Annotated in this window: 13 protein-coding genes; 7 read left to right on the plus strand and 6 right to left on the minus strand. The window is 42.5% G+C overall.

The features are described 5' to 3' along the window. Window positions 1-364 precede the first annotated feature (364 nt). The 7 genes from MB380_RS09640 (at window position 365) to MB380_RS09670 (ending at window position 9259) form a co-directional block, all read left to right on the plus strand. Complete coding sequence (locus MB380_RS09640; protein ID WP_253534971.1) at window positions 365-2299, plus strand: sialate O-acetylesterase; 1935 nt, start codon at window positions 365-367, stop codon at window positions 2297-2299. 18 nt (window positions 2300-2317) lie between these two features. Continuing rightward, window positions 2318-3520, plus strand: coding sequence for a mannonate dehydratase (uxuA, locus tag MB380_RS09645; protein WP_253534973.1), 1203 nt, complete (start codon window positions 2318-2320; stop codon window positions 3518-3520). A gap of 39 nt (window positions 3521-3559) precedes the next feature. Continuing rightward, window positions 3560-5659, plus strand: coding sequence for an alpha-glucuronidase family glycosyl hydrolase (locus MB380_RS09650; RefSeq protein ID WP_253534976.1), 2100 nt, complete (start codon window positions 3560-3562; stop codon window positions 5657-5659). Beyond that, a complete protein-coding gene (locus tag MB380_RS09655; protein WP_253534978.1) occupies window positions 5656-6459 on the plus strand; it encodes an SDR family NAD(P)-dependent oxidoreductase in 804 nt (267 codons plus the stop codon). Before MB380_RS09650 ends, MB380_RS09655 begins: the two co-directional genes overlap by 4 nt. A 43-nt stretch (window positions 6460-6502) precedes the next feature. Further along, window positions 6503-7549 carry a glycoside hydrolase family 43 protein gene (locus MB380_RS09660; protein ID WP_253534981.1) on the plus strand — a complete coding sequence of 349 codons (1047 nt, stop codon included), beginning with the start codon at window positions 6503-6505 and terminating at the stop codon, window positions 7547-7549. A gap of 29 nt (window positions 7550-7578) precedes the next feature. Next, window positions 7579-8628 (plus strand): endo-1,4-beta-xylanase, encoded by a 1050-nt coding sequence (locus tag MB380_RS09665; protein ID WP_253535551.1) that lies wholly within the window; start codon window positions 7579-7581, stop codon window positions 8626-8628. 211 nt (window positions 8629-8839) lie between these two features. Next, window positions 8840-9259, plus strand: coding sequence for a hypothetical protein (locus MB380_RS09670; RefSeq protein WP_253534984.1), 420 nt, complete (start codon window positions 8840-8842; stop codon window positions 9257-9259). A gap of 69 nt (window positions 9260-9328) precedes the next feature. On the opposite strand, the gene MB380_RS09675 is transcribed toward MB380_RS09670, so the two are convergent. The 6 genes from MB380_RS09675 to MB380_RS09700 form a co-directional block, all read right to left on the minus strand. Next, complete coding sequence (locus MB380_RS09675) at window positions 9329-12466, minus strand: efflux RND transporter permease subunit (protein WP_253534988.1); 3138 nt, start codon at window positions 12464-12466, stop codon at window positions 9329-9331. A 9-nt stretch (window positions 12467-12475) separates the two neighbouring features. Further along, window positions 12476-13537, minus strand: a complete 1062-nt coding sequence (locus MB380_RS09680) for an efflux RND transporter periplasmic adaptor subunit (protein WP_253534990.1) — start codon at window positions 13535-13537, stop codon at window positions 12476-12478. Window positions 13538-13582: 45 nt separating this feature from the next. Further along, window positions 13583-14932 carry a TolC family protein gene (locus MB380_RS09685; RefSeq protein ID WP_253534992.1) on the minus strand — a complete coding sequence of 450 codons (1350 nt, stop codon included), beginning with the start codon at window positions 14930-14932 and terminating at the stop codon, window positions 13583-13585. A 74-nt stretch (window positions 14933-15006) separates the two neighbouring features. After that, a complete protein-coding gene (locus MB380_RS09690) occupies window positions 15007-15474 on the minus strand; it encodes a GbsR/MarR family transcriptional regulator (protein WP_253534995.1) in 468 nt (155 codons plus the stop codon). A 142-nt stretch (window positions 15475-15616) separates the two neighbouring features. After that, entirely contained in the window at window positions 15617-16504 is an 888-nt protein-coding gene (locus MB380_RS09695; protein WP_253534997.1) for an AraC family transcriptional regulator, read from the minus strand. Window positions 16505-16515: 11 nt separating this feature from the next. After that, window positions 16516-16899, minus strand: a complete 384-nt coding sequence (locus MB380_RS09700) for a DUF983 domain-containing protein (protein WP_253534999.1) — start codon at window positions 16897-16899, stop codon at window positions 16516-16518. Window positions 16900-17083: the final 184 nt, after the last annotated feature.

Here is a 17083-nt window from a genome sequence, read left to right on the forward strand (position 1 = left end):
TTAATCAATACTAATCTGCCTGTAAAAATACTTTTTGGTACGGAAACGTTTCCGGAAACGCAACCGATAGATGCCTGGCTCAAAACTATTAAAAATAGCTATTTAAATCTTTCATTTATACAAAATTAGCCATAATATACATGGCTGTAACCGGTTAAGGAGCGTCTGATACAATCAATTCAATTGTATTATTTGAAGAAATACTTCTTACCAACCATCATCGCCATGAGACAGTATCCGACTGGATACACCCAAAAAAGTACCTAATTTTATATTCATACATTTGTTTTTAGACAATATCGGGTGGTGTTTTTCACCACCCTCATTTTTACAGCCCGAACAAAACCTTTGTCAGTATTAACGCATGAAAGCCCTTACCAGGTTTGTAATTTTTTTTCTTATCTGCTGCTTCAGAGATTCGCAGGCCATCGTGAAACTCCCGCGTCTAATCAGCAATGGTATGGTTTTGCAGCAGCGATCAAAAGTAAAAGTTTGGGGGTGGGGCGCCCCTGCAGAAAAAGTTAGTGTAACTTTTAATGGTCAGGTTTATGATCCAACCACCGGTGCAGACGGCAAATGGATAACCATCATTGCCACACCCAAAGCAGGCGGCCCTTATGAAATGAAAATTAAAGGCGAAAACGAACTGCTGGTGACTAACATTTTGGTGGGCGAGGTATGGCTTTGTTCGGGGCAGTCAAATATGGTATTGCCATTAGAGAGAGTGAAAGAAAAATATGCAGACGTAATAGCAGCCACCAACAATCCGCAGATACGTCATTTTTTTATACCTACCCGGTTTGATTTTAACGCGGCGCTGGATGATTTTCAGTCCGGTAGATGGGAGACAGCCACCCCAGAAAACATCTTGCGGTTTTCTGCCACCGCCTATTTTTTTGCTAAAGATATTTTTGAAAAATACAACGTGCCTGTGGGGCTGATAAATGCCAGCGTAGGAGGCACACCCGTTGATGCCTGGATAAGTGAAGACGGCCTCAGGGAGTTTCCCGGGTCACTGGCTTTGCTCAATCAGGTTAAAGACAGTAGTTATGTAAACAGAATCAGACGACACGAAAACGCAGTTTCCAGAGAATGGTACACCAGACTCAGAAGAAATGATGAAGGCATGAATGGGCAGATAAAATGGTTTGAGGTTGATTATGATGCCTCTGGCTGGAAAACCATGAACTTGCCCGATTTTTGGGATAACCAGGGCCTGCCGAATACCAACGGCGTAGTCTGGTTCAGAAAAGAAATTGAAGTGCCTGCCTCAATGGCTGGCAAAGCTGCCAGGTTCTTTATGGGACGCATTGTAGACAGCGACTCCGTTTACGTTAACGGTCGGTTCGTTGGCACCATTGGGTATCAGTATCCACCCCGAAGATACCAGATACCTGAAGGGCTTCTTAAACCCGGAAAAAACATAATAGTAGCAAGGGTAATCAATACATCCGGACGCGGAGGGTTCATTAAAGATAAAAACTATGAAATCAGAACGGCCGATGCCTCTATAAACCTCGCTGGATTATGGCAGTATAAACTGGGTACACGACAAGAACCCCTGGCCGACGTAACTTTTTTTCAGTACAAACCTGCAGGCCTTTACAATGCCATGATATCGCCTGTTATCAATTACGGCATCAAAGGTGTTATCTGGTATCAGGGCGAATCCAATACAAGCAATCCATCGGGGTACAAATCGTTTTTTTCTACCTTGATTACTAACTGGCGGCAAAAATGGAATCAGAGAGATTTCCCTTTTATTTATGTGCAGCTTGCCAATTTTATGGAAACAAAAAGCCAGCCCACAGAAAGCCAGTGGGCGCAGCTGAGAGAAGAACAAAGGCTGGCACTAAGCGTAACTAATACTGCTATGGCTGTGGCCATTGACGCCGGTGAATGGAACGATATCCACCCGCTTGACAAGCAAACCATAGGCAAAAGACTTGCTTTGGCGGCCAGAAAACTGGCTTATGACGAACAAAAGCTGGTATCTTCCGGCCCGCTTTATCAGTCAATGCAAATCCGTAAAAATAAAATTGTTCTTTCCTTTAGCCATACCGGCTCCGGTTTAATGGCAAAGGGTGAACCACAATTAAAGCATTTTGCCATAGCCGGTGCCGACAAAAAATATGTCTGGGCAAATGCCCGCATAAAGGGCCATAAAATAGTAGTTTGGAGCTATGAGGTAAAACAACCCATAGCCGTACGTTATGCCTGGGCAGATAACCCGGCATCAGCTAATTTATATAACAAAGAGGGGCTTCCGGCTTCTCCGTTTTCAACAGATTTAAATTAAAATAAGTAAGAAAAAAGTATGATTCATACCATGCGATGGTTTGGGCCTAACGACCCGGTTTCATTAATGGATATCAGGCAGGCCGGATGCGCAGGCATCGTTACGGCTTTGCACCAGATTCCGGTAGGTGAAATCTGGACAGTTGAGGCAATAGAAGAACGAAAAATGATAGTTGAGGCCGATAATAATAAGTTCACGCCCTTAAAATGGCTGGTGGTTGAAAGCCTTCCTGTACATGAAGATATAAAAAAGGGATTGCCTGAACGAGAAAAGTGGATTGAAAACTATAAAACTTCCCTCAGAAATCTGGCGTTGTGTGGCATTAAAACGGTGTGCTATAATTTTATGCCTGTGCTTGACTGGTCAAGAACCAATCTTAATTATGAAATGCCAGACGGTGGTAAGGCTTTAAGATTCGTATGGGAAGATTTTGCTATTTTTGATTTATATATATTGAAACGCCCCGGCGCAGAAAAAGACTACACCTATGAAGTGAAAACAGGTGCATTGAATAAAATGCAGGCCATGTCGGCCAGTGAAATACATACCCTTACCAATACAGTTTTGCTGGGCTTGCCAGGGTCGGAGGAAGCTTTTGATTTGGCCACTTTTCAGGGGCTTTTAGATGCATACAAACAAATAGGAGATACCGAGCTGCGTGAGCATCTGTATTACTTCATCCAACAGGTGGCACCTGTAGCCCAAGAGGTTGGCATCAACTTATGTGTACATCCGGATGACCCTCCGAAACCACTTTTAGGGCTGCCCAGAGTGGTTAGTACTGAAAACGACTTGAAACAACTCATGGCCGCCTGCAACATCCGCAATAATGGTATTACATTCTGTACGGGGTCTTTGGGGGTTCGGCCGGATAATGACCTGCCGGGTATGATTGAACGATTGGGAGACCGCATTCATTTTCTGCATCTGAGAACCACCCGGCGTGAAGCAAATCCGCTTGATTTTCATGAAGCAGCGCATCTGAATGGCGACGTAGATATGTATGCAGTTGTGAAAGCTGTAGCCAAGGAGGCGTTAAAAAGAAAGGCGAATGGGCTTGACGATTACGAAATACCAATGAGGCCAGACCATGGACACCAGATTCTGGACGATTTGAACAAAAAGACTTATCCCGGCTATTCGGCCATTGGTCGCCTAAAAGGTCTGGCAGAATTAAGAGGGCTTGAAATGGCCATCGACAGGAGTCTGACTAGCATATAAGATTTAATTGATAGACAAAAACCTAAAGACAGCAACCACATGATAAAGAAAATATTTGTTTTGTTGATGGTCTTTTCTTTAGCTGCCCGCGCGGATGATGGCTCCAGACTATGGCTTAAGTTTGATTTACTGAAAGACCCGGTTTTAAGAACTTCATACACCTCATCTACCCGGTTTATTGTTGCGCATGATGAGTCACCCATCATTAAAACGGCCGTAACCGAATTGCAATCAGGGCTTGGCGGACTACTGGGCAGAAGGATACAGGTTTATAGCAAGGCAGACACCAGAACCGGAGGCATAATATTACATTTAGATAATGAAGCGCCACTATTGATTCATGATGGTTTCAGCATTAGGTCGCAAAAAGGAAATATTGTTATTTCTGCCAGGAATCCATCCGGTATTCTTTACGGTACTTTTGAATTGTTAAGATACATACAAACCGGCAAAAGCCTGCAAAACCTGAATCTGGTTAGTAACCCCAAGGTAAAGCTAAGAATGCTGAACCATTGGGACAACGCCAACGGAACCGTTGAACGCGGCTATGCGGGCTCGTCTATGTGGAAATGGCCCGAGTTACCTTTCAGAATTGACCCACGGTATATTCAATATGCCAGGGCAAATGCTTCTATAGGTATCAACGCGGCTTCAATAAATAATGTAAATGCCAGTTCAAGGTTTCTGACTGCCGAATACCTTGAAAAAATAAAAGCTGTGGCAGATGTGCTACGCCCTTATGGCATCAGTGTGTTTATTTCTGTTAATTTTCGTTCTCCTCGCACATTAGGAGGCTTAAAAACCTCTGACCCGCTTGACCCCGAGGTAAAAAAATGGTGGAATGAAAAAACCAAAGAGATTCATCAATATATACCCGATTTCGGAGGTTTTCTGGTCAAGGCTAACTCAGAAGGCGAGCCGGGCCCGCAAGACTATGGCCGTACCCACGCTGATGGAGCCAATATGCTGGCTGAGGCCATGAGACCTTATAAAGGTATCGTTATCTGGCGGGCCTTTGTTTATAAAGCAGACCCCAACGGCGACCGCTTCAAAGAGGCCTACGAACAGTTTAAACCCCTTGAAGGGACTTTCGACCCAAAAGTAATTGTGCAGGTGAAAAATGGTCCAATAGATTTTATGCCTCGCGAGCCTTTTCATCCAATGTTTGGTGCATTTCCTAAAACTACCCTGGGTATGGAGTTTCAGATAACGCAAGAGTACCTTGGGCAGTCAACCCATCTTACTTATCTGGCACCTATGTTTAAAGAATGCCTGGATGCTGACACTTACGCCAAAGGAAAAGGGTCAACAGTTGCAAAGGTAATAGATGGCAGCCTTGACGGACACCAGCTGTCGTTAATGGCTGGGGTTGCTAATACCGGCTCTGACAACAACTGGACAGGCCATCCATTCAATCAGGCCAACTGGTATGCTTTTGGCCGACTGGCCTGGGATTACACCCTGAGTTCAGAACGGATAGCGTCTGAATGGATAGCCATGACCATAACGCCAAATAAAGTTGCCCAACGCAAAATAAATGAAATGATGATGAGGTCATTACCCATATACATTAGTTACACGTATCCTCTGGGCACAGCACACATGATGGGCGAGGGCCACCATTATGGGCCGGAACCCTGGCTGGAAAAAAGTGGCAGACCCGACTGGACCTCGGTGTATTATCATCGCGCCGATACCATAGGTCTGGGTTTCGACAGAACCGGTAAAGTAAGTAATGCACTGAGTCTGTATCAGCCTGACGTACAGAAAATATGGGGAAACCCGGATAATTGTCCTTTAGATTACCTGCTTTGGTTTCATCATGTTTCCTGGAAAATGAAACTGAGTACAGGCCGAACTTTGTGGGACGAGCTATGTTGGCGCTATTATGATGGTGCTGAGCAGGTAAAAGTTTTGCAAGCAGATTGGGAAAGCCTTAAGCCACTGATTGACAAAGAAACGTATGAAAATGTAAAAGGGCGGTTAATGATTCAGGAAAAAGAAGCGCTCTGGTGGCGTGATGCCTGCGTGTTGTATTTTATTAATTATGCTAAAATGCCACTTCCGGCGCCATTGAAATTACCGGCGAGGTCGTTGGATGAAGTAAAAAAACTTGTTGAAATATACCATTTAAGATGACGGAAGATAAAAGTATGGCCAAGGAAGAGAAACCTGCCGCAGCAAACACGGTTTTTTCTTTAGAAAACAAACTGGCTTTAATAACAGGTGGTGGCAGCGGTATTGGCTTTAATATTGCCCAATGTATGATAGCCGCCGGTGCAAGAGTGGTTATAACCGGTCGGCGTGAACACGCCCTTCAGGAGTCAGTGAAGGCTTTAGGAGAATCGGCCATGTATGTAGTAAATGATGTTACAGAGTTAAGCACGCTCAATGGCCTTGTTGAATACATTGAATCCAGCATTGGGTCGATTGATATTCTGGTTAATAATGCGGGTATAAACATGAAAAAACCTGCGTTGGAGGTTTCTGACGAAGACTTCAACAAAATCATTCATACTAATCTGAATGCTGTTTTTGCCCTTACACGTGCCTGCGCAAGCCGTATGATTGCCCGTAAAAGCGGCTGCATACTCATGATATCATCTATGGCTGCCTATTATGGAATTGACAGGGTGGTGGCCTATGCGGCCTCAAAGTCTGGCGTTGAGGGTATGGTGAAAGTACTGGCCTCAGAGTTTTCAAAATTCAATGTGCGCGTTAATTCCATAGCGCCTGGCTTTATTGAAACTTCGATGATGAGAACCGCCATGAACAGCGACCCCGACAGAATGAACCGCGCATTAGGCCGTACACCAATGGGTAAATTCGGAAAGCCCGACGATATCGGCTGGGCGGCAGTATTTCTGGCATCAGAAGCAGCGGCTTATATTACCGGAGCTTCATTGCCCGTAGACGGAGGTAACTCTATTGGATTCTGATTATTTGCAAAACAATCAATTTTTTAATTTAATACTCAAATAAATGCATAGCCTTAAACAAAAAACGCTTGCGCTGTTGGCCTTTACTGTTGTAGCAACAACAAGCCATGCCCAAACCAAGAAGCAACCCATTTCTCAGCCATTGGTGAGCCATATTTTTACTGCAGACCCTTCGGCTCATGTTTTTAAGGGCAGGATATATATTTATCCGAGCCATGACATAGAGTCTGGCATTAAGCAGGATGACAACGGCAGCCATTTTGACATGAAAGATTACCATATTCTTTCAATGGACAGCCCGACCGGTAAAGTAACTGATCATGGCGTAGCACTTGATATTAAAGATATTCCCTGGGCTGGCCGCCAGCTTTGGGCGCCTGATGCGGCCTATAAAAACGGTACCTATTACCTGTATTTTCCGGTAAAAGATAAACAGGATGTGTTCAGAATAGGGGTGGCCACCAGCAAAAAACCGGAAGGGCCGTTTAAGCCTGAAAAAACACCAATGGCAGGTACGTTCAGTATTGACCCGACTGTTTTTCAGGATACCGACGGAAAATATTATATGTATTTTGGAGGTATCTGGGGCGGACAATTGCAACGCTGGGCCAGTGGCAAATACGAGGCCGACGGAAAACTAAGAGCAACCAATGAACAGGCGCTTTTACCCAAAATTGCCAGACTAAGCAACGATATGCTTACCCTTGCCGAACCCGCAAAGGATATCCGGATTGTTGATGAAAACGGCAAGCTGTTTACAGAGGGCAATAACGACAAACGTTTCTTTGAAGCCGCATGGTTGCACAAATACAAAGGTAAATACTATTTGTCTTATTCAACCGGCGACACGCATAATATCTGCTATGCCATAGGCGATAACCCTTACGGACCATTTACTTACAAAGGTATAGTATTGAAACCGGTAGAGGGTTGGACAAACCATCATTCAATTATTGAATTTAAAGGTAAATGGTACTTGTATTATCATGACGTTCAGATTAGCGGCCAGACTCACCTGCGCAACATCAAGGTAACAGAATTGAAGTATAATCCGGACGGAACCATCCAGACCATCGAACCTTATAAATAAGTAATCCAATCATGAAAATAATTGTGGCTATGGCCTGGGTTATTCTGATTTGCCTGGTTACAGCACAGGCACAGGAAACCAAAGGATTGAAAGATTATTACAAGGGGTATTTTCCGGTTGGGGTGGCCGTTAGCCCCCGAATGATGGAGCCGGGGCCGGAGTCTGCCCTGATATTGCAGCATTTTAATAGTGTAACACCCGAAAACGCTATGAAAATGGGGCCGATTCATCCGGAAGAAAACCGGTATAACTGGGAGCCTGCCGATAAAATTGTAGACTTTGCTGTTAAAAATGGTCTGAAAGTACGGGGTCATACGCTTTGCTGGCACACCCAGGCGCCCAATTGGTTTTTTACCAAAAATGGTCAACCGGTAACAAAAGAAGAGCTTCTGGCGCGCATGAAGCAACACATTACCGACGTAGTAACGCGCTATAAAGGTAAACTTTATGCCTGGGACGTAGTGAATGAGGCCGTGCCAGATGTAGGAGAAGAGGTTTACAGAAAAACCAAATTTTATGAGATTATTGGTGAAGAGTATATCGAAAAAGCCTTTGAATATGCCCATGCCGCAGACCCTGACGCCGTTTTGTTTTATAATGATTACAACACCGAGAACGCATCGAAGCGCGATAGGATTTTCAGGCTTGTAAAGAAACTGAAAGATAAAGGAGTGCCTATTCATGGCGTTGGCTTGCAGGGGCACTGGTCTGTTTATGAACCAACAGCACAAGAACTGGAAGAGTCAATCACTAAATTTGCTTCTTTAGGTTTGCAGGTGCAGATTACTGAAATGGATGTTTCGGTATATGTAAAAGAGCATGAACGCAGGGAGAAACGGCCTACTGATATAACGTCTTACCCGCCTGAAATTCAAAAAAAGCAGGCAGAGCATTATAAAATGCTTTTTGAGGTATTCAGAAAATACAAAGGTCAGCTGACAGGTGTTACCTTCTGGAATTTGTCTGATAAATCAACCTGGCTGGATGCCTTCCCTTTTGTGGGTAGGAAAGACTACCCCTTGCTATTTGATGAAAACTATAAGCCTAAGCAGGCTTATTGGGAAGTAGTTAAGTTTTAATTGAGTACTATGATGAAACGTTCAAGGGGGTGATTGCAAAATCGCTCCCTTTTTTAATATCTGGTCGAACGCCTATTATGCGAAAGTTCATTGATGAAGGTTTCTTAATGGCCAATGGAATAAGTGCTGCTTTTGATTATAAGATTTATTATGGCTGCCTTAATCTTTTATCAGGACTTGTGTATTTTTGAATTTTTAAAATTCCTTTCGCATGAAGAAATTATTTATTTCAATCGCAATTCTATTTACTGCCAGCAGTTTGTTGGCACAAACCAAGGCTCCTGAAATACAAAAGGGTAATTTTATGGACGATTATAAAATTACCTATACCATTAATGATACCCTCTGGACACAAAAGCCCAATGCTAAATACCATATTATTAAATGGAATGAAAAAGAGCAGTATCTGATAGCCAGAAATGACGTGGGGAATCCTGCCGATGGCGGGTTGTACACCAGAATTGACTACATGGCATTTGAAAACATGAGCCCATTTTTATGGGGATTCTGCCTGAGCGCTTATAATGCCCCTACTGCAAAGGCCGCAGAAGCCGTAAAAATTGCCGACAGAGCCAATCCACGTAAAGGCTGCAACGGGTTTCCGTTTTCGAGAATGAAGCGGGTGGAGTAGTGGAGATGTAAAAATAAAAGCGGATGAAAATTCACCCGCTTTATCCGTTCAACTATTATTTGACATCATTTAAACCGTTTCAACCTTTGATACTTTGGCATTGGTTTTTTGCTTTCCGCCAATGCCAAAGATTTTATTTACTTTTATTCTCCAGCCTTCAATTACCAAATAAACTGATGGAACAAGAATTAATGTCAGTACCATTGAGCTTGTTAAGCCTCCGATAATAACCCACGCCATACCATTTTTTGTTTCAGCACCTGCGCCAGATGCCAATGCTATGGGCAGCATACCGAATATCATGGCCAGGGTGGTCATTAATATCGGGCGTAAACGTTCTTTACCCGCTTCAATCAACGCTTCTTTTACGCTCATGCCTTCGCTTTTCAGGTGGTTGGTGAAGTCTACAATCAGAATCGCATTCTTACAAACCAGGCCAAGCAACATAATCAGACCCAGAATAGCGAAAATAGTGAGCGAGTTCATGGTCAAAGCCAGTGCCAGAATGGCGCCAATCATGGCTACAGGTATAGAGAATAACACCACAAACGGATACACCACACTTTCGTAAAGGGCTATCATAATCAGGTAAACCAAAAGAATCCCGATACCCATTGCCAGACCTAAACTTCCGAAAGCATCTCCCTGGTTTTTGGCGTCTCCCAGATAATCAATAATCACGCCTTCCGGCAATTTGGTTTTGGCCAGTTCTTTCTTGATGTCTTCAACAATGGTACCCGATGGGCGACCCACAGCCGCTGAGTTAATTTTAATTGAACTCAGCCGGTCTGTTCTTTCAAGAATAGACTGCCCAACTATTTCAGTAATATTGGCAAAGTCGGTCAGTTTTACGATTGCACCGCGGTTGTTGCGTATGGTCAGGTTTTTTACGTTCTCAATATTGCGTTTATCTGACTTATCAAAGATAATATTGATACCGTATTCTTCACCCTTATCCTTAAATTTGGTGTTATTGTTTCCCTGAAAAGCTATCTGAACGGCAGAGCCTACTTCCGGAATACTCAAACCCAGTTTAGACATCCTGTCGCGGTCTATGTTAATAGCCACTTCTGTTTTAGGGCTTTTAGTACTGTATTTTACGTAGTCTGTGCCGGGTACTTTTACCACAATCTGTTTTACAATGGCTGCGGCTTCTACTACGTCGTCCATTACGGTTCCTTTCACGGCAATGGTAATCGGCGCCTGCGCATTACCCGTAGCCGATATAGGCTGAATATTGACACTCAGACCAGGAATCTTCGAAATGGTATCGCGCATGATTTGCCCAAACTCATCAGTTGATAGTTTTCTATCATGCTTATCAACCAATGTTACTGTAATTTCGGCAAGGTTACTGTTTGAAGAATTACCTACTACCGATGATTGTGTACCAACATTCGAGAAAACATTGGTTACTTCTGGTCTTTCCAGCAACATTTTCTCAACTTTTGCAACTGCCTGATTGGTCTGTACTAATGGTGTTTCAGGCGACATATCCAGCTGTATAGACAACTCACCACGGTCTGCATTGCCTATAAATGATGCCCCTACAAAACCTTTTGCAAGCAGGGTGAATGTAGCAACAAACAAGAGTATGATACCAATAAACACGTAACGCTTATGACCAAGAGACCAGCTGAGGGCAGATATGTACATATCACGTATCTTGTCAATGATGCTCTCAAAGCCAAGGTTTAGTTTACCCCAAAGCGTTTTTTTATTCAGAATCTCAAGTTTACCCCATCTTGAAGCCAGCAGAGGTGTAAGAGTAAATGAAACAAACAAGCTCATAAGGGTAGAGAACACAATTACCAGCGAAAACTCTTTCAGGATGTTTCCAATTAACCCACCCGCCAGTGCAAGTGGTAAAAACACCACAACATCAACAAGGGTAATGGCCATCGCAGTAAAGCCAATCTCATTTCTTCCCTCCAACGATGCTTCGCGTTTGTCTTTACCCATTTCAAGGTGGCGGTAAATATTTTCTAACACCACAATGCTATCATCTACAAGAATACCTACAACTAAAGACAAGGCCATCAGGGTCATCAGGTTCAGCGAGAAACCAAACGCCCACATCAGTATAAAGGTGGGTATCATGGCTGATGGAATAGCCACCAACACAAACAACGAGCTTCTGATACTGTGCAGAAACAACACCATAACCACACCAACAATAATAATGGCCAGGTATAAATCGTGCATAACGGCATCAGCAGAAGCGAGGGTATAAACCGACTGGTCAGAGGCGATTTCGTAATTGAAATCTTTTGACGGATAACTAGCCTTGATTTTAGCCAATGCCGCTTTTGCGCCTTTACTTACTTCTACAGCGTTGGCATCGGTTTGCTTCATTATCTGTATACCAATGGCCGGTCTGCCGTTTATGCGGTTAAGCGTACTGGCTTCTGTTTGAGAGTCGGTTACACTGGCAATGTCTTTCAATAATATACGGCTGCCGTTAGTGTTTTCGCGTATTACCAGATTTCTGATGTCTTCTACTTTTTTCAATTTCGCATCCAGTCGCAATGAAAAACGCGACTGATCGGTTTTAATACTACCCGCCGGGTAAGAAACACCACTACCCGCAATAACCTGATTAACGGTTGATGATGAGATATTGTAAGTCTGCAGTTTATCGTTGTCCAGATATACTTCAATCTCCCTTTCGTTGCCTCCAATAATGTTTACCTGTGCCACACCGGCCACGTTGGTAAGCAAAGGTTTTACCTGCAGGTCAATGAAATCGTAAAGCTCGGTTTGCGGTATTTTTGATGTGGCGCTCACTTTCAGAATCGGCAGGTCATCAAGGCTTAGTCTGGTTACCACCGGGTCATCAATGTCGTCAGGAAGTCTCGATTTTATCTGATTAACCTTTCGTTCAGCATCTTGTTGGGCATTAATTACATTAAAACCCGACTTCAGGGTTACGGTTATCAGAGAAAGACCCTCTTGAGAAGAAGAGGATATCATGTCTACCCCTTCAATAGATGATACCGCTTCTTCCAGAGGTTTAGTTACACTGCTTTCTACTTCGTCAGATGCAGCGCCTCTGTAAGTAGTCTGCACCATAATTACATTCGTTTCAAATTTCGGTAACAGGTTATAATTCAATGTTTTATAACTGATAAAGCCGAATAGTATGAGGGTAACGAAAATTACTGTAATCAGTAAGGGTCGTTTAATTGATAATTCTGTTATTGACATAGCTCAGGATTATTTATTAGGTGAAATCAGCACATTACTACCGTCTACAATGTTGATGATACCCTCTGTAATGATAGTTTCACCTTCGTTTAAACCACTTAAAACTTCTACGTTTTCGCCGATTTCTCTGCCCAATACAATTTTACGCAACACTGCCTTCTTGCCTTCAACCACAAATACATAAGGGTTTTTCATGCCGTCGCCCAGGGCTTTTTTAGGTATCTGCAAAGCATTGGCGCTTTTGTTCAGGTTAAATTCCACTTTTACGTAAGTACCGGCTTTCAATGCCGCATTGCCATTGGCCAGTAAAACATCTACTTTGTAGTTGTGGTTGTCGTCTCCCTGAGGGCTGATATAGATGATTTTACCGTTGAAAGTTTTGGTAGGGTAAACGTCTGTAGTAACCGTAGCGGGTTGACCCAGTTTCAGTTCGTACACATCTTTTTCGTTTACATAAACAACTGTTTTTAACTGGCTTACATCAACCAGCGAAGCAATTACGGTACCCATGTTTACGTACTCACCGGCTGTCAGCTTTTTATCGGTTACTATGCCGCTGATTGGTGAAATAATGCGCGCATCGGCAATTTGCTGTTTCAATTGCGCCGCCTGTAGCTGGTTGTTTTCGTAGTTAAACCGGGCATCATTTACAGCGGTTTCGTTAATGGCGTTTCCGGCAAGCAAATCTTTATTGCGTTCGTAGTCAGTTTTGGCCTTATTGATGGTCAGCTCTGTTGATTGCAGGTTGATTTGCTTCACTTTTGAATCAATGGTACCAATTACCTGGCCTTTGTTTACTCTTGAGCCCAACTCAATATTCAGGGTTTCAATTTTACCCTGGGTTCCTGTGGATATAGTAGCTTTTTCTTTGGGTTCTAAAACGGCAGGCAAGGTCAGGTTGCCGCTTACGGGCAGCAGTGCCACTGTTGTGGTAGCCACATAAACAGGCACCTGGCTGCGGTCTACCACCTTTTTGCTTTCGTCTATTTTCTTTTTGTTGGCCACCAGCTTAAACGAAATGGCACCAATAATGCCCACGATAATAGCTATTGTGATGATTCTTGTTTTCATTTTTTTGTATTTTAAAAGCTAAGGAAGCTATGGTTTTTAATGATGTTACTTTAATTGATTTACATAGGTTGATAGGTTGCCCTGAGCCTTTTCAAAGTCAACGCGGGCGGTTAAGAAGTTGAGCAATGATGATATATAATTGCTTTGTGCTTCTTTGTACGAATAGTCAGAGTTCAGAAAATCGGTGAGTGATGCTGTTCCTTTCTGATACTGCAAACTTGTGTTTTTAAGAATGTCGGCAGCCAGGTCAAGTGTTTCTTTGTTGTCGTTCATGCTGGTGTAAGAACGGAACAAAGCAGTGTTGGCATTCTGAAACTGCAACTGGTAATTTCTTGAGCTTATTTTCAGATTCTCTTCTGCATTCAAGAGGCTTAGCTTGCTTTGTGTCAACTGGCTTTTCTTTCGGTTACCGTCAAAAATCGGTATGTTGAGTTTTAACCCAACAGAAGAGTAATCGAACCAGTTACCGAAAGATTTGCCGAAGTCGTTGCCGAATGTCTGCGCTCCATAGCGCGCATACCCGGCCAGCGTGGGGTAAAAAGCAAACTTTTTACGTTCCACATCTAATTGCTGAAGTCTGATATTGTTTGATAAAATCTTGTAATCGAGCAGGTTTTTGGTTTCCAGTGTTGTATTAACCGGCATACTTACCTGCATAGAATAGTCCAGCGAATCATTGATGGCAATATTTTGTGCCAGATCCATGCCCATGGCAAATTTCAGTTTGTTAAGTGCCAGCTCTTTATTGGTTTTTAAAAGCGACAACTGCGACCTGATGTTGCTCTGGCTTACACGCATACGGTCGTAATCTATCTTTTTGGCTACACCTTTTTCGTACTGCAATTGCAGGATTCTCAGTAACTCTTCATATTTTTTTTCGTTCTCAACCAGTAGTTTTTCCTGTTCGTTCAGCGTCAATATCTGGTAGTAGGCTGCTACGGTATTATAAACGATGGTTTCATTGTTTTGCAACAATTTAAGGTCTGCCAGCAGGGTATTTACGCGGTTGGCTTCTTTAGCTACAGTTATGGTTCTGTCAAAAATGACCTGATCTACCTGTGCCACCACATTGGTGTTATACTGGTTACCAAACTGAATCTTAATTTCTTCTTTACTGAAAGCCCCTGCAGGAAGCACCGTTACCTGGCGTTTCAGGTTGTCGTCAAAAGTTCCTGTCCCATTTACTTGTGGCAGGTATCCGGCCAGCGCCTCGGTTTTCTTTTGCTTGGCTATCAGAACCTCATTTTTATAAATAGTACTGCTGGGGTTGTTGGCAAGGCTGTAAGCAATGCTTTCTTTCAAACTAAAAATAGTAGGGTTTGCCTGTTGAGCCTGAGTTACTACGGTGGCACATAAAGCAAAAACAGCAAGTGGTATGACTTTTACTTTTTTCATTATTTTGTACAATATTGAGAATTAGTTTTATTTTTTTAGTTCAGAAATAAAAGAACCAAAAAGGGTAAAAAATTTTATTTTTTAGATTGTTCCCACTTTTTGAATAAAGCCGGAATTTCTCTACCCATAAACTCCATAAACTGAATAAATTCTTCTAGTTTTTGATTAAACTCTTTGGTAGCGTGGGGTCTTTGGTCAAGTACCTCACGCATAATATTATTAACCTTGTCGAAGTCAAGAAACTTGGCTTTCATGGTTTCTTTCCAGTCAGACAAATTACTTTTAAAATACCTTTTTCTGTCGCCAGGTTTTGTAATATACTCAATTCTGTTCATGTTAAGCAATAAATTAATGGCATTGCTGGTAGCGCTTTTGCTCAGATTCAGTGCTTCACATATTTCATCAAAGGTCAATTCCAGCCTGTCAGAAACCAGCAGCAGGGCTGCAATTCTGGCAGCTGCCGGTTGTAAGCCCTGCTCAAACATGAGGCCTACTTTTTCAATAAGTGCTAATTTTTCGTCGCTTAATTTCAAACTGTCCATCGTATCACTGAATAACGTTACAAAAGTAATTGGTTTTTTTAGTTCTGCAAATAGAGAACTAAAAAAAGTATAAGAAAGTTTAATATTTACGACAATATCTTTTTTTTGTACAATTTATTGGGCGGGCATTGAAGCATTTACTCTATATTTGAACCTGGCTGGTCTTTTTTCTGAATTCCTCAGGGGTAATGCCTTCATATTTCTTGAAGAATTTTGTGAAGTAAGAGTTGTCGCTGAAATTGAGTGCGTAAGAAATCTCAGAAATGCTCTGATTCTGGTTTACCAGCATTCGCTTGGCTTCAAGCAAAATCCGGTTTCTGATAACTTCACCGGCAGTTATGCCCAGATGTTCTTTGCAAAGGGCATTGAGATGGTTAGGCGTAATGTAGAGCAGCCCGGCATAATCCATCGGTCTTTTAAGGCTTATGTATTGTTTTTCAACCAATTTCTGGAAATTCTTTAACAAGGTGTAGTTAAAGGCCGGAACACCCGGCAATTTATAAACCTGGGTGTGTTTTTCTATTTCAATAAATGCCTGCAATAGTAATACACGTACCAGGTCACGGCTGATAGTATTGTTCTGCTGTAACTGCCTGATTGTTTCTTCAAAAATATGGATGATTGTGTCTTTTATCTCGTCTTGAAGTTGAATGACACCGTCTTCGGCAATGCCGTTGAAAAACGAGAAAGACTCCAGGTAGTCGGGCCTGAGCAGGAAAGATTGAAAAAAGGAGGTGGAGAAGTTAATAACGTAGCCGTCAACCTCGCCCTCAAAACTCCAGCTATGTACCTGCCCCGGCACCATAAAATAGATTTGATAGGGAATAACCGGGAAATTGCTGAAATCGATGGTATGTGAACCACCTCCTTTGGTAAAAAGCAATAAGTGATAAAATGTATGCCTGTGAGCCGAACACAAATTATGATGGGCTTTCAGATAGTCGGCAAAGCGGCTGACAAGGATATCATCTTCTCTGAAATCTGTCAGATTGCAAATATCAACTATCGGAATTTGATTGGTTGGGCTCATCCTTTTTGTGCTTAATTAACGGCTTCTTTGTGTTGTGGCTGGTAATCGTTAAAGAACTGTAACCATAAAGACCTTGAGAAACGGTAAAATACCGGAAATAAAATGAAGGTTACAAGTAAATAGAGCCAGATATAAACCCGCCAGTCTACTCTGGTTTCAAAATACACATAATACGCTACGGTGGCCATCACAAAAAGTGCAATATTAAATGCATAGCTCAGATACATTGAACCATAAAAGAAACCCACCTCTTTTTCATATTTCAGGTGGCATTGTGGGCAATGTTTGTGCATGACCGTCATTTTGCCCAGCGCAAACGGATTTTTAGTTTCAAATATTTCGCCCTCATGGCAACGGGGGCATTTCATTTTTATAGCTGCTTCGAGTTTGTTCATTTTGGTTTCTGTTTTATGCTTACAAAGTTAAAGCAGGTAAAACTGAAACTGTGGTAGGCGACATTGAATCTATGGTACTAATTACTGATTTGTATTTTTTTGGGATATATCATTTTACATTAAAATACTAAACCAAAAAGCCCGGCAATTCAATAGAATCACCGGGCATGCAGCATTCATATCA

The sequence above is a fragment of the Emticicia sp. 21SJ11W-3 genome (assembly GCF_024138715.1).
Taxonomy (GTDB): Bacteria; Bacteroidota; Bacteroidia; order Cytophagales; family Spirosomataceae; genus Emticicia; species Emticicia fluvialis.

Excerpts from the sequence above, each read along its gene's own strand:
- MB380_RS09640 (WP_253534971.1), top strand. The coding sequence starts at position 365 with ATGAAAGCCCTTACCAGGTTTGTAATTTTTTTTCTTATCTGCTGCTTC.
- uxuA (WP_253534973.1), top strand. The coding sequence starts at position 2,318 with ATGATTCATACCATGCGATGGTTTGGGCCTAACGACCCGGTTTCATTA.
- MB380_RS09650 (WP_253534976.1), top strand. The coding sequence starts at position 3,560 with ATGATAAAGAAAATATTTGTTTTGTTGATGGTCTTTTCTTTAGCTGCC.
- MB380_RS09655 (WP_253534978.1), top strand. The coding sequence starts at position 5,656 with ATGACGGAAGATAAAAGTATGGCCAAGGAAGAGAAACCTGCCGCAGCA.
- MB380_RS09660 (WP_253534981.1), top strand. The coding sequence starts at position 6,503 with ATGCATAGCCTTAAACAAAAAACGCTTGCGCTGTTGGCCTTTACTGTT.
- MB380_RS09665 (WP_253535551.1), top strand. The coding sequence starts at position 7,579 with ATGGCCTGGGTTATTCTGATTTGCCTGGTTACAGCACAGGCACAGGAA.
- MB380_RS09670 (WP_253534984.1), top strand. The coding sequence starts at position 8,840 with ATGAAGAAATTATTTATTTCAATCGCAATTCTATTTACTGCCAGCAGT.
- MB380_RS09675 (WP_253534988.1), bottom strand. The coding sequence starts at position 12,466 with ATGTCAATAACAGAATTATCAATTAAACGACCCTTACTGATTACAGTA.
- MB380_RS09680 (WP_253534990.1), bottom strand. The coding sequence starts at position 13,537 with ATGAAAACAAGAATCATCACAATAGCTATTATCGTGGGCATTATTGGT.
- MB380_RS09685 (WP_253534992.1), bottom strand. The coding sequence starts at position 14,932 with ATGAAAAAAGTAAAAGTCATACCACTTGCTGTTTTTGCTTTATGTGCC.
- MB380_RS09690 (WP_253534995.1), bottom strand. The coding sequence starts at position 15,474 with ATGGACAGTTTGAAATTAAGCGACGAAAAATTAGCACTTATTGAAAAA.
- MB380_RS09695 (WP_253534997.1), bottom strand. The coding sequence starts at position 16,504 with ATGAGCCCAACCAATCAAATTCCGATAGTTGATATTTGCAATCTGACA.
- MB380_RS09700 (WP_253534999.1), bottom strand. The coding sequence starts at position 16,899 with ATGAACAAACTCGAAGCAGCTATAAAAATGAAATGCCCCCGTTGCCAT.